18 protein-coding genes are annotated in these 26,039 nt (G+C 75.8%); 11 read left to right on the forward strand and 7 right to left on the reverse strand.

The window, feature by feature from the left end; genetic code table 11:
• Positions 1-21: 21 nt before the first annotated feature.
• Positions 22-2,886 (reverse strand): cytochrome P450, encoded by a 2,865-nt coding sequence (locus AC067J_RS30820; RefSeq protein WP_478304735.1) that lies wholly within the window; start codon positions 2,884-2,886, stop codon positions 22-24.
• A 418-nt stretch (positions 2,887-3,304) separates the two neighbouring features.
• On the opposite strand from AC067J_RS30820, the gene AC067J_RS30825 reads away from it, so the two are divergent.
• From AC067J_RS30825 to galE, 5 genes are all read left to right on the forward strand, one after another.
• Positions 3,305-4,084, forward strand: a complete 780-nt coding sequence (locus AC067J_RS30825; protein WP_478304737.1) for a sigma 54 modulation/S30EA ribosomal C-terminal domain-containing protein — start codon at positions 3,305-3,307, stop codon at positions 4,082-4,084.
• Positions 4,085-4,163: 79 nt separating this feature from the next.
• Positions 4,164-4,814 (forward strand): hypothetical protein, encoded by a 651-nt coding sequence (locus AC067J_RS30830; protein ID WP_478304739.1) that lies wholly within the window; start codon positions 4,164-4,166, stop codon positions 4,812-4,814.
• A gap of 938 nt (positions 4,815-5,752) precedes the next feature.
• Positions 5,753-8,161, forward strand: a complete 2,409-nt coding sequence (locus AC067J_RS30835; protein WP_478304741.1) for an RICIN domain-containing protein — start codon at positions 5,753-5,755, stop codon at positions 8,159-8,161.
• A gap of 188 nt (positions 8,162-8,349) precedes the next feature.
• Positions 8,350-9,081: a hypothetical protein gene (locus AC067J_RS30840; protein ID WP_478304742.1), complete on the forward strand. Its 732-nt coding sequence runs from the start codon at positions 8,350-8,352 to the stop codon at positions 9,079-9,081.
• Positions 9,082-9,246: 165 nt separating this feature from the next.
• Complete coding sequence (galE, locus tag AC067J_RS30845; RefSeq protein WP_478304744.1) at positions 9,247-10,263, forward strand: UDP-glucose 4-epimerase GalE; 1,017 nt, start codon at positions 9,247-9,249, stop codon at positions 10,261-10,263.
• Positions 10,264-10,358: 95 nt separating this feature from the next.
• Here galE and AC067J_RS30850 read toward each other — a convergent pair whose 3' ends face one another.
• Positions 10,359-10,565: an antitoxin gene (locus AC067J_RS30850; RefSeq protein WP_478304746.1), complete on the reverse strand. Its 207-nt coding sequence runs from the start codon at positions 10,563-10,565 to the stop codon at positions 10,359-10,361.
• A gap of 188 nt (positions 10,566-10,753) precedes the next feature.
• On the opposite strand from AC067J_RS30850, the gene AC067J_RS30855 reads away from it, so the two are divergent.
• The 3 genes from AC067J_RS30855 (at position 10,754) to AC067J_RS30865 (ending at position 14,379) form a co-directional block, all read left to right on the forward strand.
• A complete protein-coding gene (locus AC067J_RS30855) occupies positions 10,754-11,668 on the forward strand; it encodes a DUF6542 domain-containing protein (RefSeq protein ID WP_478304747.1) in 915 nt (304 codons plus the stop codon).
• Complete coding sequence (locus tag AC067J_RS30860; RefSeq protein ID WP_478304749.1) at positions 11,661-13,286, forward strand: LCP family protein; 1,626 nt, start codon at positions 11,661-11,663, stop codon at positions 13,284-13,286. The genes AC067J_RS30855 and AC067J_RS30860 overlap by 8 nt, the downstream gene beginning before the upstream one ends.
• Before the next feature lie 106 nt (positions 13,287-13,392).
• Positions 13,393-14,379: an endonuclease/exonuclease/phosphatase family protein gene (locus AC067J_RS30865; RefSeq protein ID WP_478304750.1), complete on the forward strand. Its 987-nt coding sequence runs from the start codon at positions 13,393-13,395 to the stop codon at positions 14,377-14,379.
• Here the strand turns inward: AC067J_RS30865 and AC067J_RS30870 are convergent.
• Positions 14,369-15,652 (reverse strand): MFS transporter, encoded by a 1,284-nt coding sequence (locus AC067J_RS30870; RefSeq protein WP_478304752.1) that lies wholly within the window; start codon positions 15,650-15,652, stop codon positions 14,369-14,371. The two genes, AC067J_RS30865 and AC067J_RS30870, sit on opposite strands and share 11 nt — an antisense overlap.
• A gap of 196 nt (positions 15,653-15,848) precedes the next feature.
• Here AC067J_RS30870 and AC067J_RS30875 point away from each other — a divergent pair, with 196 nt between their 5' ends.
• Positions 15,849-16,292, forward strand: a complete 444-nt coding sequence (locus tag AC067J_RS30875; protein ID WP_478304753.1) for a winged helix-turn-helix transcriptional regulator — start codon at positions 15,849-15,851, stop codon at positions 16,290-16,292.
• A 127-nt stretch (positions 16,293-16,419) separates the two neighbouring features.
• Here AC067J_RS30875 and AC067J_RS30880 read toward each other — a convergent pair whose 3' ends face one another.
• Positions 16,420-18,015 carry a DUF6777 domain-containing protein gene (locus AC067J_RS30880; RefSeq protein ID WP_478304755.1) on the reverse strand — a complete coding sequence of 532 codons (1,596 nt, stop codon included), beginning with the start codon at positions 18,013-18,015 and terminating at the stop codon, positions 16,420-16,422.
• Positions 18,016-18,339: 324 nt separating this feature from the next.
• Between AC067J_RS30880 and AC067J_RS30885 the strand changes: the two genes are divergently transcribed.
• The gene (locus AC067J_RS30885) at positions 18,340-19,707 is read left to right on the forward strand and encodes a streptophobe family protein (RefSeq protein ID WP_478304757.1); all 1,368 of its coding nucleotides are present in this window, start codon (positions 18,340-18,342) and stop codon (positions 19,705-19,707) included.
• 86 nt (positions 19,708-19,793) lie between these two features.
• Here AC067J_RS30885 and AC067J_RS30890 read toward each other — a convergent pair whose 3' ends face one another.
• The 3 genes from AC067J_RS30890 to AC067J_RS30900 all read right to left on the reverse strand — a co-directional run bounded on the left by AC067J_RS30890 (position 19,794) and on the right by AC067J_RS30900 (position 24,364).
• Positions 19,794-20,816, reverse strand: coding sequence for a serine/threonine-protein kinase (locus AC067J_RS30890; protein ID WP_478304759.1), 1,023 nt, complete (start codon positions 20,814-20,816; stop codon positions 19,794-19,796).
• Between the two features lie 479 nt (positions 20,817-21,295).
• Complete coding sequence (locus AC067J_RS30895) at positions 21,296-21,844, reverse strand: hypothetical protein (RefSeq protein WP_478304761.1); 549 nt, start codon at positions 21,842-21,844, stop codon at positions 21,296-21,298.
• Between the two features lie 156 nt (positions 21,845-22,000).
• Positions 22,001-24,364 (reverse strand): FHA domain-containing protein, encoded by a 2,364-nt coding sequence (locus tag AC067J_RS30900; protein WP_478304762.1) that lies wholly within the window; start codon positions 24,362-24,364, stop codon positions 22,001-22,003.
• 266 nt (positions 24,365-24,630) lie between these two features.
• On the opposite strand from AC067J_RS30900, the gene AC067J_RS30905 reads away from it, so the two are divergent.
• Positions 24,631-25,980 (forward strand): acyltransferase, encoded by a 1,350-nt coding sequence (locus AC067J_RS30905; RefSeq protein WP_478304764.1) that lies wholly within the window; start codon positions 24,631-24,633, stop codon positions 25,978-25,980.
• The last annotated feature ends 59 nt before the right edge of the window (positions 25,981-26,039 follow it).

The raw sequence follows: 26,039 nt of genomic DNA on the forward strand, positions 1-26,039 counted from the left end.
CCGCCGGCCGGCCGCCGGAGGTCACCGGGCGCTGCCCTCCCCGCCGTAGCGGCGGCTGGTACTGGTCCAGGCGTAGACGCCCTCGACCAGCTCCCGGGTGCCGTCCAGGTACCAGTGGCCCGCCGGATGGCGGCGCAGCAGTCGGCGGCGCAGGATCTCGCTCTCGGCGGTCAGCCGGGCGATCCGGTCGCGGACCGCGGTCGCGGCCCGGCTGCGGGTGCAGCCGCGGACCCGTTGCAGGGTGAGCACGGTGTTGAACGCGGCGGCGTTCTGGCGCTCCTCGCGGTCCGCCGAGTACAGGTCGTTGATCAGCGTCGCGATGTCGGCGGTGTGCGCGCGGAGGCGGTGGAGTTCGGGCTCGGCGAGCAGCCCGGCGGGCGCCTCGGCGCCGTGGACGCGCTCCAGTATGCACATGAACGGGTAGAGGCAGCTGGCGTGGCGGCGCAGGCGGACGGTCTCGGCGAGGTCGGGGACGGTGCGCGCGGCCCGGTGGGCGGTCTCGGCGAGGAAGGTCTCCAGGCAGGCCCGCCACTCGGCGGCGGTCCGGTCGCGCCAGCCCTGCGGCATGGGTGAGGCCTGGCGCTCCCAGAGCTCCCGCCAGGCGTCGAGCAGCGGGGGCTGCGGGACGCCGGCCGGCGTGGGGCGGCCCTCCAGGACGGCGAGCAGCGGGTCCACGATGGCGCGGGCCCCGGCCGGGTGGCGGCCGGGAGGGCCGTCGAACCGGTCGTCGAGGATGGTGAACCAGCCGAGGACGTCGACCAGCAGGTCCAGCTCGGCACCCCGGGCGCGCGGGTAGGAGTGGCCGATCAACTCCGGTAGCGCGTAGGTCTGGTAGCGGGGGAGGCCGGTCGGGGTGAGCAGGCCGTGGGCGAGGGCCCAGTCGGTGTGCCGGGCGGCGGCGGTGCGCAGCTCGCCGGGGGTGCGGTGGGCGGCCGGGGCCGCCGCCGGGGTGGGCGATGCTCCCGGACGCGCGGGCGGGGCGGGCCGGGGGACGGCGGTGGCGGGGGCGACGAGGGTCAGTACGGGTGCGGTGCGGGCCGGGGGCCTGGCGTGGCCGGCGGGTGCGGTCCCGGCGGGTGCGGTGCGGGGTGCGGTCCTGGTGGTCCCGGCGGGTGCGGTGTGGGGCGGGGCGGCTCCCCGGCCGGCGGCGGGGGCGGGCAGGCCGGTGGCGCGTCCGCCCGGGCGCGGGCCGGACCCCGGGCGTGCGGTCGTACCCGTACCCGGTTCCGTGCCCGTGCCCGTACCCGGTTCCGTCGCCGGGGCGGTGAGCGCCCCGGTCACCGTCCCTGTCGCCGTCCCCGCTCCCGGCATCGTTCCCGGGAGGTGACACCGGGCGGGGGACTCCTCGCGGGTCGGGGGCGTGCGGTGGCCGCCGGGGGTGTGCGGGGCGGGGCCGCCGCGCGGGGCGAGCCGGACGCGGAGCCCCTGGGCCTGGACGGTGGTCCAGACCACCTCGCGGGCCCGGGAACCCGGGACGGCCGTCGGTCGCCAGCGGCGGAGGATCGCCGCGGCGGCCACGGTCAGTTCGGCCCAGGCGAAGGCCTCGCCGATGCACTTGTGCTTGCCCGCGCCGAACGGCAGGAACGCCTGGCGCCCGGCCGTTCCGCCGGGGGCGGTGCCGCCGTCCTGGTGCCAGCGTCCGGGCCGGAAGGTGAGGGGCTCCGGGTGGAGCGCCGGATCGCGGTGCAGCGCGGTGAGGCTGTACAGCAGTTCGGTGCCGGCCGGGATCCGGTACCGGCCCAGCTCGACCGGCACGCTCGCGGTGCGCATCAGGAAGGCGTTGGGCGCGTGCAGCCGCACCACCTCCTGGGTGACCGCCCGGGTGTAGCCGAGCCGGGCGAGCGCCTCGGGGGTGGGGACGGCGCCGGCCGGGAGGTGCTCGTCCAGTTCGGCGAGGACGCGGGCCTCGACCCGGGGGTGCCGGACCAGTTCGTCGAGCAGCCAGGTGAGCGTGGTGGAGACGGTCTCGGTGCCGGCGCCGAACATGGTGATCGCCTCGGAGCGCACGTCCGCCTCGGTGAGCGGTCGCCCGGTCGCCGGGTCGACGGCGGCGCGCAGCAGTGCGGGCAGGGTCTCGCGCCCGCCGGTGGCCCGGCCCACCGGGCAGCCGTCGTGGGCGGAGCCGCGGCGCGCGGAACCGCGGTGCGCGGTGCCGTTCGGGGCGGCCTCGCTCCGGGCGGTGCCGCCGATCGCCTGGTCGACCACCCGGTTGAGCACCCGGACGGCGGCGTCGAAGCGCCGGTTGACCGGCAGTGGCAGCCGGGCGAGCGACGGGTGCGGGTAGAGCGACTGGACGATCTGACCCTTCACCATGTCGGGCAGCGCCCGGTGGAAGGCGAGCGTGGCGTCCTCGCTCAGTCGCGCGTCGAACAGCGCCCGGGTGACGATCTCCAGCGCGAGGTGGTTCATCTCCTTGGCCACGTCGAGGACCTGGCCCGGCCGCCAGCGCCCGGCCCGCTCCTCGGTGACCTGGTGCATCACCGCGAGGTACTCGCCCATCCGGTCCGGGCCGAAGGCGGGCTGGATGGTCCGGCGGCGGTCGCGGTGGGCGCGCCCCTCGGACATCAGCAGGCCGTCGCCGAACGCCGTCTTGAGGGTGTCCTGGACGGCGCCGCGCGGGCAGTCGTGGGCGAGCGCCACCAGCAGGGTGTGGACCAGCCGGGTGTCGGTGACGACGCAGACGGTGCGCGGCCCGAGCCGGATCCGCACCACGTCCCCGTACCGGGCGAGCGAGCCGAGGAAGCCGAGCGGGTCGCGCAGCAGGGCGGGGGCGTGCCCGAGGCCGGGCAGTGCGCCGGGGGCGAGCGGGGGAACGGCGGGACGCGTTCCCGGTGGCGAGGTTCTGGGCGGAACGGGCGGTCTGCGGGTCTCGTTCATCAGGATCATGACATCACCTCTCACCAGATGGACCGGCGGGACGGACCGGCGCGACCGACCGTGGTGCCGGCCCGGCGGGCCGGCCCGGCGCTGCGGTACCACCGGAGCCGCCGCCGCGACGGCCGGGATCCGGGGGCCGACAGCGCAGGCTCCCGCGCGCGCCCCTGCGAGAGGGCGCACGTCATGGGAAACGCGCCGGTCCCGCGAGCGTTGCGCCGTACCCCGGTGGATCACCCCTTCGGTGGAGTGCCGGCGCAGTGGCGCGAGGTCGGCGGGGCGGTCCACCGGCCCGCGCGGAACCCCGCCCCGACCCGCCCCGACGGGCCTGCCGGGCCCGGGCCGCCTTGCCTCACAGGCAGGGCCTTTCGGCCCTCGGCGCGAGGGGGCGCGCAGGTCCAGCATGGTGCGGAGCCAAGGAGGACCCCTGATGAACCGTCTGCGCCACCGGCCCGCCCTCGACGTCCGCGTGGAGATCCGCGGCGAACTGCCGCGCGAGGACGCCGAGTACGCGCGGTCGCGGTCGCTGGCGCTGCTCGCCGACCTCGGACCGGACGCGCACGCCGCCCGCCTCAGGCTCACCCGGCCGCGCGACCGGGAGGTGACCAGGCCGGCCGTCGCCCAGGCCTCCGTCGAACTGGCCGACGCCGGCCGGGTCCGGGTGGAGCTCGCCGCCGTGACCGCGAGGGAGGCGGTCGACCTGGCGCTCGGCACGCTCGCCGGCCGGGCCGGGCGGCTGCGCGAACAGGGGTGGATCGGGCTCGCCGAGGCCTACGAGAGCGCCTACCGCCCGCAGTACGCGCCGCGCCCGCTCGCCGAACGGCGGATCGTCCGGCGGAAGTCGGTGCCGCTCGCCCGCCGGACCCCCGAGCAGGCGGCCCGCGAGATGCTCGCCCTGGACCACCGCTTCCACCTCTTCTCCGACGCGCTGACCGGCCAGGACAGCGTGGTTCACCGCCGCCCCGCCAACGGCGGGTTCCGGCTGGTCCGGGCGCACTCCACGGCCCGGCTGGGGAGCACCGGGCTGCCGCTGACCGAGAGCCCGCACCCGGCGCCCCGGCTCGACCTGCTGGAGGCCGCCCGCCAACTCTGGCTCACCTGCTGGCCGTTCGTCTTCCACGTCGACCCCGGCGACGGCCGCGGCCGGGTGCTGTACCGCCGCTACGACGGCCACTATGGCTTGATCACGCCGATAGCGGAGGCCCGTTGACGGGCAGGTAGTGATCGGCAACGGCTGACCTGTACGCGACCGAAGAGCACCCACGAAGCTCAAGACGGGAACTGGGACCATGGACTGCGAAGAAGTCATGCTCACCGTCCGGATCACGGCCGCCGAGCGGGCCCTGCTGCGCGCGCTGGTGCGCGGGCACGGAACCGACGTGTCGGACGTCGTGGTGGACGGCCTGCTCGACATCATCCCGAGCCTGCACGCCCTTCCCGCCCTTCCGGCGCACGCCGCCCGTCCCGACCCGCTCCTGCGGCCCGGTGTCCCCGCGCTGTCCGAGCCGGCCGAACCGCCTGCGCCGAGCGCACCGCCGAGCGTCCCGGTCGCCTCCAGAGCCCCGGCCGACCCGGTCGCTCCGCCCGCCTTCCCCGCCCTTCCGGCAGAGCCCGCCCTGCCTACCCTGCCCGCCCTGCCCGCCCTTCCTGCTCCGCCCGCTTCGCCCGCCCTTCCCGCTCTGCTGCGGGTGCTCTCCCGCCCCGCCCCCTGCGCGGTCACGCTCTGGCTGCCGGGCCCCGTCGCCGACCTGCTCCCGCTGGTCGGCGAGCGGGTCACCCTGGTCAGCGGGTTGCGGGTCGGCCCGGCCAGTGCGGCGCTGGCCGCCGCGCTCCGGCTCTGGCTGGCCGGCGACCCGGCCCGGCTCGCGGCCAACCTGGCCACCCTGCACCGCCAGGGCGTTCCCGGGTACGCGGCGCAGCGGCTCGGCGTGGCGGCCTGACCCCGCCCGTCGGGCGTTCCGGATCCCGCCTGCGGCGTGGTCCGGGCGCGCTGCCGGGCCCGTCGGCAGTTCCTCCGGCGGCAGTTCCTCCGCCGACAGTTCCGTCGGTGGGCCTGTCGGCGGGAGTGTCGGCGGGGTCGGCGCCGGCCGGCGAACCGGCCGACCGGTCGGATCCGGCCGATCACGGCCGTTCCGGGAACCGTCGCGGCCGGCTCGTCCACTGCGGTGCGACGGGCCGTGCGATGCCTGTCGGAACGGGCCCGTCCTGCCGGTCGACGGGCCGTCGGGCGGCGCGCGGCCGAGGTCGTGCGCACGGGTCAAGTGGCATGTCCTGGACGGGAAATTTGCTGGTCAGGGCTCTGGCCAGAGACTCCGGACGGGTCTAGCATTCCGGTCACGGCAGCCGGAGCCCGCACCCGCGGACGACCGGCAGGGATGGCCGCCACCACCCTGCGCCGGGGAGCGCATACCCCCCGAATGCGCTCCCCGGCGCCGCCGAAGCGCGGTGTCCGCCTCCCGCGCCTCATGAGAACCCCGCTCCGCCCGGGTGCTCGGCCCGTAGGTCCGCCGACCCGCCGGTCGTCAACCCGTCGGCCGACCCGGGGCTCTGCCGGCCCGTCGGTCCGCCAGTCCGCCAGTCCGTCGGTCGGGCTGGCGGCCGGTCGGAAGGTCGGAAGGCCGGAGGGTCGGTCGGGTGTCCGACGTCCCGACGTCCCGACGTCCCGACGGCGCGGGGCGGCGTCGGGACGTCTCCTGGAGCCCTCCCGCAGTCTCCTCCGGGTCGTACACGTGCGGCCGGGCACCGGCCGTCCGCGCGAATTTCGAAAGAAGGTTTCTGTTATCCCGTCCGCCCGTTGCGGTCTCCGGAGTGTCGGAAGGCCCGGGCCGCCGCCCCACGCGGCGGCCGGGCCGTCGCACACGAGGAGAGGAGACACGCGATGGGGCACCGGAGTACGGAGCTCCGCCGTCGACGGCGTCGGCGGACGGGGAAGCAGACGGCGCTGGTCGCCGTGGCGGTCACGGCCGGCCTGGTCGCGGGCGCGCTGGGCATCCGGACGGCGATGGCGCCGGAGGCCGCCCGTGACACCGCCGCCGTGGCGGTGGCGGACTCGGCCGACAGGGTGGCGGGGGCCATGGCCGGGGTGATCACCGACGACGGGAACCCGGGCGAGACCGGCACCGCCGAGGGTGCGACCAGGGCGCCCGGCCCGAAGCGCGAGCAGAAGGCCGCGCCGCTGCACGAGATACCCAAGGACCAGCCGGAGCGCGGTCTGGTCTACGCCGGTCTGACCCTGCCCAGCGGCGACCGCTGCGCCGGCTCGCTGGAGGTGTCCGGCGGTGAGCTCTGCAGCCACGGCCCGGACGCGCCGCCGAAGGACGTGGACATCCGCAAGGACGTCCCGCCGGTGGCCGCCGCGGCCGCCCAGGCGCCGGTGCTCACCCCGGCCCCGGACGCCCAGCCGCCCGCCGCCGCCGACCTGTTGAAGGGCGCGGCGCCGGTCCTGGACGCCACCCAGAAGGCCCTGCTGGGCGACGCGGGCACGGCCGCGGCCGGCGACGGCACGGCTGCGGCGGGCACGCCCGCGGCCGGCGGGGGCCTGGTCTGCGAGGGCGACGGCGCCGCCGGCAACCGCGTCCAGGTGGTGTACGTCCACACGCCGGGCAACGACCGGTTCGCGCAGTACCTGGCCTCCTTCAAGAAGTGGGCCGCCGACGTCGACGTCATCTACAACGCGAGCGCCCAGGAGACCGGTGGCGTCCGGCACGTCCGGTTCGTCACCGAACCCGACTGCTCCGCCTCGGTGCTGAACGTGCAGATCTCCGACGCCGAGATGGCGGACTTCAACACCAGCAACCGCGCGCTGTCGGCCCAGGGGCTCAACCGCAAGGACCGCAAGTACATGGTCTTCGCCGACGCCAAGGTCTACTGCGGCATCGGCACCTTCGCCGGCGACGAGCGGCCCGGCCAGGACAACCTGAGCAACTTCGGCCCCTCGTACGGCCGGACCGACTCGGGCTGCTGGGGCGGCCACACCGCCGCGCACGAACTCGGCCACAACCTGGGCGCGGTGAGCAACAGCGCGCCCAACTCCAGCAAGGGCGGCCACTGCGTCGACGAGTGGGACCTGATGTGCTACTCGGACACCCCGTACTACCCGACGATGCGGACGGTCTGCCCGGACAACGCCAGTGACATGCGGCTGGACTGCCGGCACGACGACTACTACCACACCAATCCGGCGGCCGGCAGCTACCTCGCCACGCACTGGAACGTCGCCAACAACCGCTTCCTGATCGCCGGCGGCTCGACCGGTCCGAACCCGGACCCCGGTCCGGGCCCGACCCGCACGCCCACCCCGACGGCCACGCCCACCGCGACGGCCTCGCCTACCCGCAGCCCGTCCCCGACGGCCTCGCCGACCGGCTCCCCGACGGCTTCGCCGACCGGTTCGCCGAGCCCCACCGGCACCCCGACCGGCACCGGTACGCCGACCGCGAGCCCGACCTCCGGCCCGACCCCGACCTCCGGCCCGACCCCGACCGGGTCGCCCACCGGCAGCGCCTCGCCGACCGCGACCGGCACCCCGAGCCCCACCGGGACCCCGAGCCCGACCGGCACGGCGACGCCGACCGCGACCGCGTCGCCCACCGCCGGCACCACCGGTCCTGATGTGACGGTCAGTCAGGTCACCCAGTCCTCGGTGATGCTGAGCTGGCCCGCGGCGGCCTCCGCGAGCGGCTACGACGTGCTGCTCGACGGCCGGACGATCGGCACCGTCCGCTCCACCGTGGTCGGCCTGGTCCGCCTCGCGCCCGGCACCTCGTACACCGTCGCCGTGGCCGTGCGGGACGCCGGCGGCGCGGTCTCCAAGCCCGGCCGCCCGGTCACCTTCCGCACCCCGGCCGACGCCGGCCGGCCGCAGCCGGGCACCCGCTACACGATGGTGAACGGGCTCACCGGCCAGGCCGCCGACCTGTGGGGCAGCTCGCTCAACGACGGCACCGTGGCCATCGCCTACCAGCGCACCGGCTACGCCAACCAGAAGTGGACCTTCGAGGACGCGGGCTCCGGCGCGCTGCGGATCAAGTCGGCCCGCTCCGACAAGTGCCTGCAGCTCGGCGGCGACCCGGTGGCAGGCCAGTACCTCGCGCAGCGGCCCTGCTCGGACGCGGCCGGCCAGAAGTGGCGGTTCACCCCGTCGGGTGGCGGGTTCACCCTGAGCGCCGAGGGCTCGACGCTGGTCCTCGGTGTCAGCAACCGCTGGTACTACGGCGGTTGGCTGCTGGAGCTGCAGAAGCCGAACGGCCAGGCCTACCAGTCCTGGACGCTGCAGAAGACCTCCTGACGGAACAGGTCTCCTGACGGAACGGACCTCCTGACGGAGCCGGCCCCCACCGGGGCCGGCGTCCGGACGGAGCAGCCCGTCCGGTGACCGGCCCACCGCCGGTCCGCCCCGCCCCACCCACCCCGGGTCCGGCCGCCACCAGCACGGCGGCGGCCGGACCCGGGCCGTCCCCCCACGAGGAACCCGCCATGCGCACCCGCCCGTTCGCCGCCGTCGCCCTCGCGACGGCGGCCGTGCTCGCTTCCGCCGCCGTCCCCGCCGCCGCTCACGGCGACACCGTCCACCTGGAGGTCGCCGGCCAGGAGAACGGGCACGTCACCACCGTGGCGACCTGGGAGAACGACCACGACCCGGTCACCGAGGAGTTCGCCGGCACGCTCTCCGCGACCTCCGCCGACGGACGGAGCGCCGGTCCGTGGAGACTGGTCGCCGTCGCGGGCCGCCCCGGGGCCTACACCACGCGGGAGCTGCTGCCGGCCGGGCACTGGCGGATCACCGTGGACTGCGCCTTCCCCTCGCTGGGGCACGGCGAGCGCGAACTCGACGTCGACGCGGCGGTGATCACCGACCCGCCCCTGCCGGGGCCCACCGCGGCGCCGACGGCGGCCGGCAGGCCCACCGCGACGACCGTGCCCGCCGTCCCGACCGCCCCCACCGCGGCGGGCACCGGGCCCGCGGTCCCGACCGTGCCCACGTCCGCCGGGCCCGCCGTCCCCACGTCCGCCGGGCCCGTGCCCGGCGCGCCGGCGAGTGCCACGCCGGTGGCCGCCGCCGTCCTGCCGGAGCGCCGCGCCGCGGACGCCGCGGACGCCGCCGAGACCTCCGACGCCGCGGCCTGGGCCGCCGTCGGCACCGCCGCCGCGGCCGTCGTCCTGGTCGCCACCGGCTTCTGGCTGCGCCGCCGCACCCGCCACTCCTGAGCGCCCGGACCCCGTCGCTCCCGGGCCTCCGGCGGGCGCCGGGCCGGACCCGGGCGCCGGAAGACGTGCCGTCCCCCGCGGGAACCACCGGGTGCGAACCGGCCGTCCCCACTCCCAGCGGGGCGCCGACGGGGTGCCCGAACGAGAGCCAGGGAGCGTTCGTCCATGCGGAAGGTTCTGATCACCGGCGGTGCGGGCTTCATCGGGAGCACGGTGGCGTCCGCGCTGCTCGACCAGGGGATCACGCCGGTCGTCCTCGACGACCTCTCCAAGGGGAGGGCCGAGTTCGTCGAGGGCCGGGACTTCTACCGGGGTGACATCGCCGACCCAGAGCTGGTCGACCGGATCTTCGCCGACCACCCCGACATCGACGCCGTCGTGCACTGCGCCGCCCGCATCGTGGTGCCCGAGTCGGTCTCCAGGCCGCTCTTCTACTACCGCGAGAACGTGGCCAAGACCGTGGAGCTGCTGGAGTCGCTCCAGCGCAACGGCTGTACCCGGGTGGTGTTCAGCAGCTCCGCCTCGATCTACGCGCCCACCCCGGACGGCCGGGTCGACGAGAGCTGCCCGGTCGACGCGAGCAGCCCCTACGCGCGGACCAAGCAGATGATGGAGCAGGTCCTCCAGGACTGGACGCGCGGCGCGGGCAGCGAGGAGACGCGGGTCATCGCGCTGCGCTACTTCAACCCGATCGGCGCCGACCCGCAGCTGCGCACCGGCCTGCAGGACCTGCACCCGACCCATGCGCTCGGCAAGCTGATCGAGGCCCACGCCGACGGCACCCCGTTCACCATCACCGGGGTGGAGTGGGACACCCGGGACGGCTCCGGGATCCGTGACTACATCCACGTCCAGGACCTCGCCGAGGCCCACGTCGCGGCGCTCACGCACTTCGACGAGGTGATCAAGCCCAGCTCCGACGACCGCTACCGGGTCATCAACGTCGGCACCGGCGACGGCACCACCGTCCGTGAACTGGTCACCGCCTTCGAGCAGGCCGTGGGCGTCGCGCTGGACGTGCGCGAGGCCGACCCGCGCCCCGGCGACGTGCTCGGCTGCTACAGCGACGTGACGGCGGCGCGCGAACTGCTCGGCTGGACGGCGCGCCGGACCATCGCCGAGGGCGTCGCGGACGCGCTCGCCTGGCGCGCCCAGTGGATCACCCGGCAGGCCTCCGCCTGACGCGGTCCGTCCGACGCGGCCGGGCTGACGTGCCCCGGGCCGGGACCCGCCTCGGGGTCCCGGCCCGGACCGTGTCGGCCCGTGTACCCGCGCCCTTACTCGGCGGCCTTCTTGGACTCGTCGAGGCCGCGGATGAAGTCCTTGGCCTTGCCGGTCGCGGTGTCGATCCGGTCGCTGTACTTGCCGTCGGTCTTCCCGTCGATGACGTCGGCGACCTTGTCCAGGCCCTGGCCGATGGCGCCGCTGTGCTCCCGGGCGAGGTCGGTGGCCTTGTCGGCGATGTTCTTCAGGCTCTCGAACATGATGGCGTTTCTGCTCCTTCAGCGCGGTTCGTGCTCATCCTAGCCGCCGCTGACCTGGTGTTTCGTCGGTTTCGGCGGCCGGGTAGGAGGTGTGCGGATGACTTTGCGGGGGTGGGTTTGTATGCTCCATGTCTGTTCTACAGGATTGTAGAAGTTGACGTGGGGGCCTGGTGGAAGGGGTGTGGGGCATGGCCGGAGAAAGGGCGGGAACGTCGTACCGGGAGGCTGGGCCGCACGCCGCCGGGGCCCCCGGGCCGGTCCGGCGCCCGGGCGGGGACGGCGCGGAGGGCGCGGACCGCGGTCCGTCCGGCGCGTCCGCCGGGCCCGGCGCATCCGTTGCGCCCCGTGCGCTCCGTGCGCCCCGCGCGGCGGCCGGCCGCTCCGGCGGCGGCCACCGCGCGGCCTCGCGGCGCGGGGCACGGCGGGCGGCGTCGCGACGGCCGGACGGTCGCGGCACCGCCGCATCCGCGGCCGCGGTGGTCGGACTGCCGCTGCTCGGCGCCGCGGCGGCCGAACTCACCGGCCACGGCAGCGGCCCGCTGTTCGCGGTCGGCGCGGTGCTGGGCGCCTCGGTCGCGGCCGCACTGTGCAGCCGGGCCGGGGGCTGGTGGGTCGTCACGGCCGTGTCGCCGGTGGTGCTGGCGGCCCGGGCGTCCACGGCCTACCTGGCCGACCGGGACGCCCACCAGGGGAAGGCGCCGGCCTCGGCGGCGGTGCGCTGGGTGGTCGGCGCGTTCCCGGTGATGGGAGCGGCCGTCCTGGCCGCGCTCCTGGTCCTCGCCGCGCGGATGGTCCACGCCCGGCGGACCCGCCTGGCTGCGGACGGCCGGGGCGGCCACGGCGGCCCCAGCGGCCCCGGGGATCAGCGCGGCGATGGCAGCCGGGGCGGCGAGGGTCACCAGGCCGGCCGGCGCGTCGGTGCCCGCCGCGCCAGAGGAGCCCGGGCCGGTGACGCCCGGGCCGGTGACGCCGGCATCCCCGCGCCCCGCACCTCCGAGACCCGCGAGACCCGCGAGACCCGCGAGGCCCGCGAGACCCGCGAGACCCGCGAGGCCCGCGTCCAGGACACCCGGACCCCGAACCGGAGGAGCCGCCGTGGCTGACCCCCGCACCAGGCCGCTGACGATCGTCGGCCGTCTGCTCGCCTGCACCGTCTCCGCGGCCGTCCTCGGCGCGAGCGGCCTCGTCTGGTACGAGTACCGGCAGCTCGACGGCGGCATGGTCAAGTCGGGCGCGCTGGAGGAGGCGCGGAAGAACGCGCCGCCACACCTCGACAAGTCCGTCAACCTGCTGCTCATCGGCCTCGACAGCCGCAAGGACATGGACGGCAACGACCTCCCCAAGGAGTTCGTCGAGGAGGAACTGCACGCCGGGTCGAGCGAGATCGGCGGGTACAACACCAACGCCCTGATAGTCCTGCACATACCGGCCAACGGCGGGAAGGTGACGGCGCTCTCCGTCCCGCGCGACGACTACGTGCAGACCGTCGGCGCGGACGGGAAGATGCACAAGGTCAAGGAGGCGTACGGCATCGCCAAGGAGGCCGCCGAGCAGCGGCTCGGTGGCAAGGGGCTGTCCAGGGCCGAACTGGAGCGGCAGAGCCGGGAGGCCGGCCGGTCCGCCACCATCCAGACCGTGCAGGCCTTCCTGGACATCCCGATCGACCACTTCGCCGAGGTCAACCTGATCGGCTTCTACGACATCGCCAAGGCGGTCGAACCGATCCAGGTCTGCCTCAACAACCCGGTCGACGACCCGATCGTGGCCCGCACCGCCACCCGCGAGGGCGGCGGCACCGGGCTGAAGCTCCCGGCCGGCGTCAGCACGCTCGACGCCAGGCAGGCGCTCTCCTTCGTCCGCCAGCGTCACAACCTGACCAACGGCGACCTCGACCGGACCCACCGCCAGCAGGCCTTCCTCTCCTCCGTCGTCTACAAGCTCAAGCAGCAGGGCGTCTTCGGCGACCTCGGGCAGCTCCAGCGGCTGTTCGACGTGGTGAAGAAGGACGTCGTCATCGACGACCGGTGGAACCTGCTGGACTTCGCCCAGCAGGCGCCCAACCTGACCGGCGGCAACGTCGAGTTCAACACCCTGCCGATCACCGGGTTCAAGACCATCGGCGGCCAGGAGGTCAACACCGTCAACCCGGAGCAGATCAGGCGGATCGTCAAGCAGCTGTTCGGCCACGAGCCGCCGCCACCCGCCCCGGCGGACACCGCGGGGACCGCCGATCCGGCCGGCACGCCGGCCGCGTCGGAGACGGCCGCCACGACGCCCGCCACTCCGCCTGCCACCGCACCCGCCGTGACGCCCGCGAAGCAGCGGTCCACCGTCGACGTCTACGGCGCGACGGCCTCGGCGGCGGCCGACGAGTCCAGGGCGCTCGCCGAACTCGGTTACCCGGCGGGGAAGTCGGCCGGGACGGCGGCCGCCGGCCGGACGAAGGCCACCACGGTCGGCTACGGCACCGGCGCGAAGGCCGACGCCGAGCAGATCGCGGCCCGCTACGGCGTCACCCCCACCGCCTCCGCCGCCGCGCCGGCCGGGCACGTGGTCGTCACCCTCGCCCGCACGCCCGGCGCCTCCGCCGTGCCCGGTGCGACGACTCCCGGTACGCCCGCCGCGTCGGGCCCCGGGGGCGGCGCGACCGCCGAACCGGCCCCCGCGCTCCCGATGCAGGGCCCCGCCGTCAAGGCCGGCGGCATCCCCTGCGTCGACTGAGCGCGCACACCGCCCGTGCACCCCGGTGCCCTGCCGTCCCGGCGTCCGGGGAACCGCCCCGGGCCCGATGGCGTCTTCCGGCGCAGTCGAGGGGCGGGAGTGACGGATGGGGCAGCCGGTGACGGGTCCGGGCCGGTGGGGCCGGGTACGGCGGGTGCTGGGAGGGCTCTGCGCGGCCGCGCTGGCGGTGCCGGCCGCCCTGGTCGTGGTCCGGCTCGCCGGGTGGGACGACGGGACGTCGCTGGCGCTCGTGGTGGTCGGGCTGCCGTACGCGGCGCTGGGCACGCTGGTGGTGCTGGGCGCACTGCTGGCGGTGCGCTCGTGGTGGGCGGCGGCCGTCGCAGGGCTGCTCGCCGCGGTGCAACTCTGCTGGCTGGTGCCGAGGTTCGTGCCGGAGGGCGGCTCGGTGGCGGCGGACGCGCCGCGGCTGCGGGTCGCGACCAGCAACGCCTACATGGGCCAGGTCGACTCCGCCGCGCTGGTCGGGCTGGTCCGCGAGCAGCGGGTCGACGTGCTCGCCGTCGAGGAGCTGGGCCCGGGCGCGGCCGCCCGGCTCGACCGGGCGGGGATCGCCGAGGTGCTCCCGTACCGGGAGGCCCGGCCGGGCCGGGACACCGTCATCTACTCGCGGCTCCCGCTGGCCCCGCTGGACGCCGGCGCCTCGGCGGCGGCCCGCGAGCAGGTGGCCGTCGACGTCGCGGTCGGCGGCCGGACCGTCCGGCTGACGGCGGTGCACACCTACTACCCGCTGGGCGACGCCGGCCGCTGGGCGCAGGACTTCGACGGGCTGCGGGCGGCGGCCGAGGGTGCGACCCGCAACGCCGTCCTGCTGGGCGACTTCAACGCGACCCTCGACCACGCGCCGATGCGCGACCTGCTCGGCACCGGCCTCACCGACACCCACGCCGAACTGGGGCGCGGCGGTTCGCCCACCTGGCCGGAGTCCAACGCGGACTTCCCCTACCTGTGGCCGGTGATCCAGATCGACCACGTCCTGCACGGGGACGGGCTGCGCGCGGTGTCGGTGGCGGAGCACACCGTCCGGGGGACGGACCACCGCGCGGTGGTGGCGGAGCTGGCGGTCACGGGCTGACCCGGCCGTCCGCCGGCCGCCGTCGGAAGGCGACCCGCCAGTGGACGAGGGCGAGCAGGCTGACGGCGCCGCCCAGCGCGCAGACCGCCGTCCAGCCCCAGCGGTCGTACACCAGGGTGGAGGCGATCGCGCCCAGTCCGCAGCCGACCGAGTAGAGCAGCATGTAGCCGGCGGTCAGCCGGCTCTGCGCCTCGGGCCGGACCTGGTAGAGCAGGTGTTGGTTGACCACGTGCACGGACTGCAGGCCGTAGTCGACGACCACCGTCGCGAGCACCAGCCACCACACGGAGTGCGGGAGCAGCGCGGCCAGCGGCCAGGCGGCCAGCATGGCGGTGAGTCCGATCGCCAGGGTGCGCTCGGCGCGGCCCCGGTCGGCCTGGCGTCCGGCGCGGCCCGCACCGAGTGCGCCGGCCGCGCCGGCCAGGCCGAGCAGTCCGATCTGGGTGTGGCTGAGGCTGAACGGCGGGGCGGCGAGCGGCAGCACCATCGGGGTGAGCAGCACGGTGACGGCCGTGAAGACCAGCAGCGCGAGCCCGGCCCCGGCCCGGAGCACCGGCTCCCGGACGAACAGGGTGAAGACCGACCCGACCAGCCGCAGGTAGCGGATCCGTTCCGGGCGGCGCCGCTCGGCCGGGACGACGGCCGCCAGCACACCCGCCATGACCGCGGTGGCGCCGGCGGACACCACGTACACGGCGCGCCAGCCGGCCAGGTCGCCGATCGCGCCGGCGACGGTGCGGGCGAGCAGGATGCCGACCACGATGCCGCTGGTCACGGTGCCGACGGCGCGGCCCTGGTCGGCCGGATCGGCGAGTGAGGCGGAGTAGGCGACCACCACCTGGGCGACCACGGCGAGCAGGCCGACCGCCGCCGTCGCGAGCAGCATCAGCGGGGCGGAGGGGGCGAGGGCGACGGCGCCGAGTGCCGCGACGGAGAGTCCGAGCTGGGCGACGATCAGGGTCCGCCGGTCGACGTGGTCGCCGAGCGGGACGAGCAGCAGCAGGCCGACGGCGTACCCGACCTGGGTGAGGGTGCCGACCAGACCGACCGTGGAGCGGCCGATGCCGAGGTCGTCGGCGATCAGGTCGAGCAGCGGCTGGGAGTAGTAGACGTTGGCGACGGCGAGGCCGCCGGTGACGGAGAACAGCCAGGCGAGGCCGGGGGAGAGGCGCCGGGGCACGGTGGCGGCGGTCGGCGCGGTCGGCGCGGTCGGCGCGGTCGGCGCGGTCGTGCGGGCCGGTTCGGCGGTGCGGGTGGGGTCGGGAGGGACCACGGGGGCGGACTCCTTCGGGCGGGCGGCAGCCCGGGAGACGGCCGGGCGCACGATGGTTTCAAAGTGCTACCACGACACCCTGGCACATCGAGGTTTCATAAAGCAACCACGGCTCGGGTTGAGGGCCGCACGGTAGGGTTGCAAGGTGAAACCCCGGGTTCCGGACGGCGGAATCCGCAGGTGAGAGGAGGGGCGCATGCCGAAGCGCACCACGCACGAGGAGTCGGCCTGCCCGGTCGCCCGGCCGCTCGACGTCATCGGCGACGGCTGGACGCTGCTGATCGTCCGTGACGCCTTCGACGGACTGCGCCGCTTCGGCCAGTTCCAGCGGAACCTCGGGCTGGCGAAGAACATCCTCTCCACCCGCCTCGCCAACCTGGTCGCCAACGGGGTCTTCGAGACGGCCCCGGCCGCCGACGGCAGCCCCTACCAGGAGTACGTGCTCACCGAGAAGGGGCGCGCGCTCTTCCCCGTCGTCACCGCGCTGCGCCAGTGGGGCGAACGGTACTTCTTCGAGGAGGACGAGCCCCGGGCCCGCCTGGTGGACCGGGTCGACGGCGCGCCGGTCGCCCCGATCGAGGTCCACGCCGCCGACGGCCGGCGGCTGGGGCCGGCCGACGCCGAGGTGTTGCTGCCGTAGGGACAGGCCGGGGAAGGCCGGGACAGACCGGGGAAGGCCGGGGAAGGCCTGGGCCCGCCGGCGCCGCCCGGGTGACGGGCGGTGACGGCGGGCCCTCAGACGGCCGGCCGGCTCGGCCGGCGGTCGCTCACTCGGTCGTCGGACACGGCGGGAGGGTGGACGGCTGGACGGTGGAGCAGGTCGGCGCGACCGCCGTGGTCTGCGGCGCGGTCGCGGTCGTGGCGGCCGGTGCCGTGGCGGTCGCGGTGTTCGCGCCGGTCGCCGACCGGACGGAAGCGCTCGGCGTACTGGCCGTGGCCACCGCCGGGGTCGTCGCCGTGGTCGCGGTGGCGGCGTTGGACGTCACCGCCGGCGGGGTCGCGGTCGCCGGACCCGCGGAGCTCGGCGGCGCGGACGTCGGGGTCGCCGCGGTGGCGCCGGCCGAGGTGGCGCCCGCCGAAGTGGCTCCGGACGTAGTGGCTCCGGACGAGGTGGCCCCGGAGGTCGAGGTGGTCGCCGAACCCGAGGACGGCGTCCCCGTGGAGGCCGTCGCAGAACCGCTGGACGGACCGGTGGACCCGGACGTCGAGCCCGAGGCCGAACCCGACGGCGTCCCCGACGTGGCACCCGAGGTGGTCGCCGAACCGGAGCCCGAGGTGGACCCCGAGGCGCGGGGCGAGGTCGACGTCGAGCCGGAGCCCGACGGCGTCGTCGGCTTCATCGGCGCCGGCGGCGGAACCCCCGGGGCCAGCGGCCCGCGCGGTGCCGGCACCGTCTTGTCGACGATCTCGATCTGCCCGGTCACCCGGATGAACCAGCCGCCGGTCACGACGTTCACCAGCACGATCTCCTTCGCCGGCTTGGGCGCCGGCACCACCACGACCGTGGAGCTCGGCTGGAAGCCCGTCCAGGCCTTGCCGGTGTACTTGGCGTCCGACACCAGGGTCGGCGGCTTCAACGGGTTGCCGCAGCCGCAGCGCACCCGGGGCACGCCCTGCGCGTCCACCAGGACCGACGTGCCCGCCTGGAGCACGGACTGGTAGCCGACCGCCGCACCGCCCTTGTAGGCGTGGTTGGTCACCCGGGTGTCCACCCGCAGGTAAGCGGGCGTGAGCGACCGCAGGTAGCCCGGGGTCTGGGACTGCTCGATGCCCTGCGCGGACGCCCACGCCCGGCCGCTGTCGCCGGTCGACGTCATCGAGACCAGCTTCTCCACGTCGCAGTTCGGCTTGGACTGCGTCCCGCCGTAGAGGCCGGACGACGTCCCCTCGACGCTGTGGATGGCGGCCTGGGTCGCGGCGGCGTTTCCGGTGGCCGGCCCTCCACCCGTTCGGGTGGCGGTCGGCTGCGCGGGGGCCGTGGTCGGCGCCGGAGCCTGGACTCCCTCGGTCTCCACCGACGGGGTGAACGGCGCCGGTCCCGGGTCCTGCGGGGACTGCAGCGCGACCTCGTTGGCGGTCGGCACGGCGTCGTCGCTCTTGCCGCCGCTGTTGCTGTTGACGATCAGCACCGTCGCCACCACGGCCAGCACGGCCGTGCCGGCGACCAGCGCGGCCTTCCGGCCCGAGCGCCACCACGGCGTCGGACGGCCCCCGGAGGGCCCGCCGGAGGCGCCGGAGGACGGGCCGGACGGGGGGCCGGGCGGCCCGGAGCGGCCGCCCGACGGCGGTCCGGAGAGCGGCCCGGACGGAGGACCGGAGGGCGGACCCGAGGGCGGTCCGGACGGAGGTGGTTGGGAACTCATCGAGGGCTCCGTTTCGCAGGCGGCCGGCGAACCCGGCCGGCGCAGGAGGCTCCTGCCACTGGGATCCATTTCTCCCCCGGCTCCCGATCCGTCGCAACAGCAAGCGGTAGCCCCACCCGCACCCGCACCCGCGCCGCACCCGGGGCGGCGGCAGAGGCGGCGGCAGGGGAAGCGGCAGGGGAAGCGGCAGGGGGAACGGTGGCGTACGGAGCAGCGGACCGCGGCGCGGCCGGGCGGTCCGGCCGGTCCTGGGCCACTCTGGAGCCAGGCACGAGGGGGGCCGGAATCGCACGCGCGGGGGGAACCGAGCCCTCAGGAGGCCGCATGCAGCAGCAGGCCCGCCAGCAGCACCCGAAGCACCCCGCCGGGGCGGCCGGACCGCCCGGCGGGGTGCGCGGATGGCTGGACGCGCTCGCGGTGGTCGTCGCTGGCTTCGCCGCGATGGCCGTGGTGGCCGCGCTCGGCCTCTGGGCGTCCGGAGCCGACTCGCTGCCGGGCGGCGGCTTCCCGTACGTGCTGGCCGCCACGCTGGCGCTCGCGGTCGGCGGATCGGTCGAACTCGACGGCGGCGCCGGGTTCTTCGCGTCGGTGGACGCCGGAATCACCGCCATGCCGCTCTCGGTCGGCCTGGTCGGCGCGCTGGCCGTGTCCGAGGTGTTCCTGCGCCAACTGCGGTTCCGCGCGGTGGCGGGCGGCCGCGAACTCGTCGGCCGGGCGGTCCGGACGGCCGTGGTCTGGCTGGCCGCCCTCGCGCTGCTCACCGCCGTTGCCCGGCACACCTTCGCCGTCCCGCTCGGCAACGACCTCATCGCGGAGCTCGGCGGCGCGCTCGGCGTGTCCCCCGAGGTCGGCTTCCACGCCGACCCGGTCTCCACGCTCGGCCTGGGCCTGCTCTGGCTGCTCGTCGTACTCGCCGTCACCTTCGCCGTCTCCCGCCGGGCACCGCTGCCGCGCGCCCTCGTCCCGTTCCAACAGGCGGTCCGCCCGGCCGCGTTCGCGATGCTGGCGGTACTGCTCGGGTACGTCGTGCTCGGCGTGGTGGCCGCCGTCGGAACCGTCGCCGTGAACGGCAACGCCCGGCAGACCCTCGGCCTCGTGCTGCTCGCCCTGCCCAACCTGGTCTGGCTGGCCTTCGGCGTCGGCCTCGGCGCCGAGTGGGACGGCCACCTGAGCGGGGCGGTCGGCCTGCCGGTACCCGAGTCGCTGTCCGCCGTGCTGCGCACCCCGGAGGGGCAGGACGGCACGGTGAGCCTCGGCACGCTCGCCGAACAGGACACCCGGGCGTGGTGGCTGCTCCCGCTCGCCGCCGTCCTGATGCTCGCGGCCGGTCTGCTCGCCGCCTACCGCTCGCCGCGCGGCGTCCGGCTCTGGCAGCACGCCGTCCGGCTGGCCGTGGCGGCCGCCGTCACCATGCTGCTGGTCGGCGTCTGGACGCGGGTCTCGGCCGACTACGGGCTCTCCGTGCTGGGCGTCGGCCTCGGCGAGGGCGGCCTGGGCGACCTGCTGAGCGACGTCCTCGGACCCGCGCTCGAACCGGCCGGACCGGCCGCCGCCCTGACCGGCGGGACGCTCACGCTCAGCCCCAAGCTGTGGGCGGCGGTGCCGCTGGCCGCCGGGTGGGGACTGGTCGCCGGCTGGCTCGGTGGCCTCGTGGCCTCTCGGTTCCGGCGCCGGGGCGAGCTGCCCGACTAGCGGCCGGTCGCCTGCGCCCGTTCCGCCTCTGGCCGGCCGGGCCCGGCCGTTCGGCCACCGGCCCGCCCGGCGCGTTCGCGACCGGGTCAGTGGGGCGGGTGGACGACCGGGGCGGCCCAGGCGGGAGGATCGGGGACGCCGGGGGCGGGCCCGCCGTACGCGGGGCCGCCGTACGAGGGGCCGCCGTATCCGGCCGTGCCGCCGTGGGCCGGGACGACCTGGGTCGGCGGTCCGGCCGCCCCCCACTGCCCGCCCGCCGGGCCCGCCCCGGAGACCACGGTGGCCGCGGCCCGCAGCTCGGCCACGAACTGCAGGCAGCTCTCGTACCGGTCGTCGGGCGACTTGGCGAGCGACCGGGACACCACCGCGTCCACGGCGGGCGGCAGGTCGGGCCGGTGCTCGCGCACGGCCGGCGGCGGGTCGTTGAGGTGGGCCCACAGAAGGGCGAGGTCACTCTCCCGGCGGAACGGCGGCAGCCCGGCGAGCATTTCGAAGACCACGCAGCCGAGGCCGTACTGGTCGCAGCGGCCGTCGAGCGGCCGGCCGGAGATCTGCTCGGGCGCGGCGTAGTCGAGCGTCCCGACGATCTGGCCGACCCCGGTCAGCCCGCTCAGCGAGAGCGACTTCTTGGTGAGGCCGAAGTCGGCCAGGTAGAGGTGCTCCGGGTGCTCGCTGTCGGTGCCGGCGGCGACCAGGACGTTTCCCGGCTTGACGTCCCGGTGGACCAGGTCGTGGTCGTGCGCGGCGTCCAGCGCGGAGGCGATCTGCAGGGCGAGCCCGGCCGCCCGGTCGACGGGGAACGGGCCGCCCCGCCGGATCAGGCCGCGCAGGTCGCCGCCCTCGACGTAGCGCATCGCGATGAACAGGATGCCGTCGGCCTCGCCCGCCTCGAACACGGGGATGATGTGCGGGTGGTCGATCGCGGCGGCGACCCGGGACTCGTGGATGAACCGCTGCCGGAACACCTCGTTGCGGGCCAGTTCGGGGGCGAGCAGCTTGACGGCCACGGTGCGGCCGAGCCGCAGGTCCTTCGCCCGGTAGACGACGGCCATGCCGCCGTGGCCGATCTCCGACTCCAGCCGGTAGCCGGCGACCCGGCGTCCGACCAAGCCGGCCGGCAGGCTGGGCGGCCCGAGGTCGTCACCGGGGTCGTCGCCGAGGACGTCAAGGGGGGCGTCACGGGGGGTGTCAAGGGGGGCGTCGATGCGCGCGTCGGCGGGGTCGTCACCGGGAGCGGCGGAGGGGCCGTCGGCGGGGGCCTCGGGGTCGGCGTCACCGGTACGGCCGGCGGGAGGGCCGGCGGGAGGGCCGACGACGGCCGTCGGGGGCGGTGGCGCGGGCGGCGCTTCCGGCGCGGGCGCGGGCGGTGCTTCCGGTGCGGGCTTAGGCGTGGGCGCGGGGGACGGCTCGCCCGGTGGTTCGCGGCCCGGCGAGGTGGCCGGCCCGCGCTCGGCATCCCGCTGGGCATCCCGTTCGGGCCCGCGCTCGGCATCCCGCTGGGCATCCCGTTCGGGCCCGCGCTCGGCATCCTGCTGGGCATCCCGTTCGGGCCCGCCCGGTGGGGGTGAGGACCGGCCGCCCGGGGGGATCACAGTTCGACCGCCCGGGTGGGTTCGTACGCACTGTTCGCCGGCGACACCGGGTTCCCCGGGTGCGGGCGGCCGGTGGCGGCGTACGTCCGGAGCTGGAGGCCGTCGCAGTAGCACCAGCGGTCGTGCACCGGGTCGAACACCCAGAGCGCCTCGCCGTCGATGACCAGGCCGACCCGCAGGCCCCGCGCGCGGTCCTGGAAGGCCGCCAGGTCGGCGCTGCCGGCCGCGAGGTCCTCCAGCATCGAGCGGTAGCGGGCCAGCGTGCCCTCCACCTCGGCGAGCGCGGGGCGCGGGTCGGCGGTGCGGGCGGGCGGGCCGGTCGCGGTGGGCGGGACGCCGGGGAGCGAGACCAGCAGCCGGCCGTCCACCCAGGTGGTCCAGCCGTTGGAGCAGAGGACCTGGGCCCAGTCGCCCTCGCGGGAGATCAGCCGGACGGGCAGCAGCGGGTCGAGCCGCGCGGTCGGCTGTTCGGGGTCGGGGGCGGCCCAGCTCGCCAGGCCGCCCGGTGGCGCGACATGGGTGGGGCGGAACGCGAACTCGTCCATGGGCTCTCGTCCGTCTCTGTCCGTCTCCCGGCTGCTTCCGCCGCTTTCCGTTGCTTCCCGGTGCTGCTGCCCGTCACCTCCGTCCGGCCCGCCCTGCTCCGTCCGCCTTGCCTGCGCCGGCCGTTCCGGTCGTCCGGCCGCCCGTGCGGGCTTCCGTCACTTCCGCATGATCGTCGGCTCCTGCCGGCGCAGCAGGGCGAGTACGGCGACGGCCAGCGCCGCCGACAGCGCCACCAGCATGACCAGCGCGAACAGCCAGCCGTTCCGGTCGTACCGGAACATCGGGTCGGCCGTGATCGTGGTCGGGAAGACGGCGTGCAGGTCGATGGTCCTGGCCATCGCGGACAGGCCCCAGCGGGAGGGGACCAGCCAGGCGAACTGTTCCAGGCCGGGTACCGCGTACAGCTTCAGCATGGCGCCGCTGAAGACGATCTGCACCACGGAGAGCAGCACCAGCAGCGGCATGGTGGCCTCCTCCTTGCGGACCATGGCCGAGACCAGCAGGCCGAGCATCATGGCGGAGAAGGAGAGCAGGGCGACGGCGATGATCAGCTCGACCAGCGGTGGCAGCACCACGCCGGTCTGCACCTGTACGCCGTTGGGCAGCGTCGGGCTGAGGTCGACCCCGGCCAGCCCGACCATCGTGAGGACGGCGGCCTGCCCCACCGTGACCGTGCCGAGCACCACCACCTTGGAGACCAGGTAGGCGGAGCGGGACAGCCCGACCACCCGTTCCCGCTGGTAGATCGGGCGTTCCTTGACGATCTCGCGGACGGCGTTGGCGGATCCGGTGAGCAGGCCGCCGATGCAGAGCGTGAGCAGGCAGTTGAGCGCGTTGTCCGGGGTGATGCGGGTGCCGGCCATCGCCCGGCACATCCCGCCGATCAGGAACGGCAGGGCGATCATGACGGTGAGGAACAGCCGGTCGGCGGAGAGCACCGCCGTGTAGCGGCGGATCAGTGTCCCCAGCTGGGAGAACCAGCCCTGCGGGGGCTCCGGCCCGGCGTGTCCGCCCTGCGGCTCCTGCGGCGCCGGCCAGGCGGCGGGCAGCGCGTCGGCGGCGACGTACCGCTGGTACAGCGGCGAGTCGCGGAACCGGCGCTGCCAGGTCTGGTGGTCCTCGTTCTCGAAGGCCTCGAAGGCCTCCGGCCATTCGGTGAACCCGAAGAAGGCGAGCGCTTCGTCCGGCGGGCCGTAGTAGGCGGTCCGGCCGCCGGGGGCGAGCACCAGCAGCCGGTCGCAGACACCGAGGCTGAGCACGCTGTGGGTGACCACGACGACGGTGCGCCCGTCGTCGGCGAGGCCGCGCAGCATCTGCATGACCGAGCGCTCCATGCCCGGGTCGAGGCCCGAGGTGGGCTCGTCGAGGAAGAGCAGCGAGGGCTTGGTGAGCAGTTCGAGGGCGACGCTGACGCGTTTGCGCTGGCCGCCGGAGAGGCTGGAGATGACCAGGTCGGCGCGGCTGTCCAGACCGAGTTCGTGGATCACCTCGGAGACCCGGGCCTCCCGCTCCTCCTTCGCGGTGTCGCCGGGGAAGCGCAGTTCGGCGGCGTAGGACAGGGCGCGGCGGACGGTCAGCTGGGTGTGCAGGATGTCGTCCTGCGGGACCAGGCCGATCCGTCGGCGCAGCTCCGCGTAGTCGCGGTAGAGGTCGCGGCCGTCGTAGAGGACGCTGCCCTCGTCGGCGGGCCGCAGCCCGGTGAGGGCGTTGAGCAGGGTGGACTTGCCGGCGCCGCTCGGGCCGGCCACCGCGAGCAGGGCCTTCTCGGCGAGCGGGAAGGTGACGCCGTCCAGCAGCACCCGCCGGTCGGGGCCGACCCGGACCACCAGGCCCTGCACGTTGAGCGAGACCTCGCCGGTGTCGGTGTACTCGACCAGTTCGTCGCCGGACAGGCAGAGTGCGGAGTGGCCGATGCCGACGATGTCGGTGGGGCCGACCGGGGCGCGGCCGATCGGGCGGCCGTTGAGGTAGGTGCCGTTGTGGCTGCCGAGGTCGACGATCTCGTGGCCGCCGCCCGGCAGGGTGCGCAGCTCGGCGTGGTGGCGGGAGACCACCAGGTCGTCGAGGACGAGGTCGTTGTCGTCGGCCCGGCCGATCCGTACGGTGCGGTCGGGGAGCCGCAGGACGGCGCTGGGCCGGCGGAAGGTGCCGGAGGCCTGCGGGGCGATCAGCGAGGGGCGGTCGCCGGCCGCGGGCTCGGGGAGGCCCGCGAAGGTGGCGGACGGGCCGTCGGCGGCGTTGCCGAACCGCAGCCGGGTGCCGGGGCCGACGTCCTCGCTCTGGATCCGGCGGTCGCCGGTGTAGGTGCCGTTGGTGCTGCCGACGTCCTCCAGCCGCCAGCGGCCGGTGATGACGCTCAGTACCGCGTGGTGCCACGAGACCCGCGGGTCGTCGAGGACGATCTCGCTGGTCGGGTCGCGGCCGACGTGGTACGCCCGGCGCGGGTCGAGCAGTTGCGAGTCCGTGCCGGTGACGATGACCAGGGGCGGCGCCGCGGGGGCGCCTGGGCGGTCTCCCATGGTTCGGATTCTAGTCCTGGGTGCCGTCCCCGGCCCGGCCACCGGATCGGCGGTCCCCCCGGACTCCCCGTCGCCCCGGTCGCCCCGGCCTCCCCGTCCCCACGGTCCCCGCGTGCGGGCGCCGGCCCCGGACGGACCGGGCGCGGTATCACCAATTGGACTGGACCACTGGATCGGCAGCGGGGCGCTGCCCTATCGTTCGGGGTGATCTGCACGGTCGTCCGGGTGGTCCGCACGGCTGTCCCAGCGAGCCCCGGGATGGACCCATGAGCGTCTGGCCGCAGTTGCGCGACTCCCGTCTGGTCAGAGCCGGTTCGGCCCCCGGCACGGTGCTGCGCTGCGGACTGGCCGACACCATGCTCGCCGACCTCTCGGTCTCCGTCGTCTTCTTCTTCGAACGGGCGCTGGACGAGGACCGGCTCGCCGCCGGACTGGCCCGCGCGCTGGCGCGGATCCCGGTCTTCGCGGGCCGACTCCGCACCGTCGACGGCGTGTTGACGGCGGTCTGCGACGACTCCGGTGTCCCCCTGGAGAGTTACCGCGTCGACGGCACGCTCGCCGAGGCGATGGGCCGGGTCGCCTCGCCCGGCGCCGACCTGGCCGACCCGGTCGACGCCCCGGCCGCCCGCACCGGCGCCGGGCCGCTGCTGACCGTCCGGGTCACCCGGACCGCCGACGGCGGCACGGTGCTCGGCTGCTCCTGGCACCACGCGATCGGCGACCTGCAGAGCTTCGCACTGCTCCTGCGAGCCTGGTCGGCGGCGGTCGAGGGCGACGACCTGCCCCTCGCCGAACTGGTCGAGGACCAGGACGCGTTGCTCGACAAGGTGCTGCCCGCCGAGGACTGCGGACGGCCCGGCTTCCGGCTGCCCGACCCGGCCGAACGCGAGCTGCTGGCCCGCGAGGTGGCGGCCGGGCCGCGTGCCAACCGCACCGTCCAGCTGTACTTCGGCGACGCCGAGATCGCCCGGATGCGCGCGGAGTTCAGCGTCGCGGCCGGCGTCCGGGTCTCGGCCGGCGACGCCGTCTGCGCCCAGGTCCTGCACACCGTACGGGAGTTGGACGGGGACGAGGAGCGCCGCTGGCTGACCGTCCCGGTCAACGTGCGGCGGCCGCTCGGCCTGCCGGACAGCCTGATCGGCAACCTGCTCGGGGACATCCACCTGCCGTACGCGCCCGCGGACGGCCCGGCGGTGCTCGCCGGGGCGCTGCGCACGGCCGTGCTGGACTACGCCGACGGCCACCTCAACCTGCGGTCCAACCTGCGCTTCCTGGAGGAGCTGGGCCGCCCCCGGCTGGGCGAGTGCGTCCCGCTCGGCTTCGACCCCGAGCACCGCCGCTTCAGCTTCTCGAACTGGAGCCGCTTCGGCCTGTACGAGGCGAGGTTCCAGGGGCAGCGGCCGGTGTTCTTCAGTCCGACGGCCAACTACCCGCTGCCGTGGGTCTCCTGGAGCGTGGAGGGGTTCGAGGGCACCGGGCTGCTCACCACGGCGGTGGTCCCGGCCCGGCTGGCCGCGAAGCTGCGCGGCGCCGCCGGGCGGGCCGCGCTGCACCGCTTCCGCGACCCGGCGGACGAGCTGCCGGCGCTGCTCGCGGCGGTGCCCAAGGTGCTGTGACGAAGCGGGGGCGGCCGCCCTGGCCGCCCCCGCTGGTCCTGCCTGGTCCTGCCTGTCCT

This window comes from Kitasatospora sp. NPDC042419 (assembly GCF_056437345.1).

Excerpts from the sequence above, each read along its gene's own strand:
- AC067J_RS30820 (WP_478304735.1), bottom strand. The coding sequence starts at position 2,886 with ATGATCCTGATGAACGAGACCCGCAGACCGCCCGTTCCGCCCAGAACC.
- AC067J_RS30825 (WP_478304737.1), top strand. The coding sequence starts at position 3,305 with ATGAACCGTCTGCGCCACCGGCCCGCCCTCGACGTCCGCGTGGAGATC.
- AC067J_RS30830 (WP_478304739.1), top strand. The coding sequence starts at position 4,164 with ATGGACTGCGAAGAAGTCATGCTCACCGTCCGGATCACGGCCGCCGAG.
- AC067J_RS30835 (WP_478304741.1), top strand. The coding sequence starts at position 5,753 with ATGGGGCACCGGAGTACGGAGCTCCGCCGTCGACGGCGTCGGCGGACG.
- AC067J_RS30840 (WP_478304742.1), top strand. The coding sequence starts at position 8,350 with ATGCGCACCCGCCCGTTCGCCGCCGTCGCCCTCGCGACGGCGGCCGTG.
- galE (WP_478304744.1), top strand. The coding sequence starts at position 9,247 with ATGCGGAAGGTTCTGATCACCGGCGGTGCGGGCTTCATCGGGAGCACG.
- AC067J_RS30850 (WP_478304746.1), bottom strand. The coding sequence starts at position 10,565 with ATGTTCGAGAGCCTGAAGAACATCGCCGACAAGGCCACCGACCTCGCC.
- AC067J_RS30855 (WP_478304747.1), top strand. The coding sequence starts at position 10,754 with ATGGCCGGAGAAAGGGCGGGAACGTCGTACCGGGAGGCTGGGCCGCAC.
- AC067J_RS30865 (WP_478304750.1), top strand. The coding sequence starts at position 13,393 with ATGGGGCAGCCGGTGACGGGTCCGGGCCGGTGGGGCCGGGTACGGCGG.
- AC067J_RS30875 (WP_478304753.1), top strand. The coding sequence starts at position 15,849 with ATGCCGAAGCGCACCACGCACGAGGAGTCGGCCTGCCCGGTCGCCCGG.
- AC067J_RS30880 (WP_478304755.1), bottom strand. The coding sequence starts at position 18,015 with ATGAGTTCCCAACCACCTCCGTCCGGACCGCCCTCGGGTCCGCCCTCC.
- AC067J_RS30885 (WP_478304757.1), top strand. The coding sequence starts at position 18,340 with ATGCAGCAGCAGGCCCGCCAGCAGCACCCGAAGCACCCCGCCGGGGCG.
- AC067J_RS30895 (WP_478304761.1), bottom strand. The coding sequence starts at position 21,844 with ATGGACGAGTTCGCGTTCCGCCCCACCCATGTCGCGCCACCGGGCGGC.
- AC067J_RS30900 (WP_478304762.1), bottom strand. The coding sequence starts at position 24,364 with ATGGGAGACCGCCCAGGCGCCCCCGCGGCGCCGCCCCTGGTCATCGTC.
- AC067J_RS30905 (WP_478304764.1), top strand. The coding sequence starts at position 24,631 with ATGAGCGTCTGGCCGCAGTTGCGCGACTCCCGTCTGGTCAGAGCCGGT.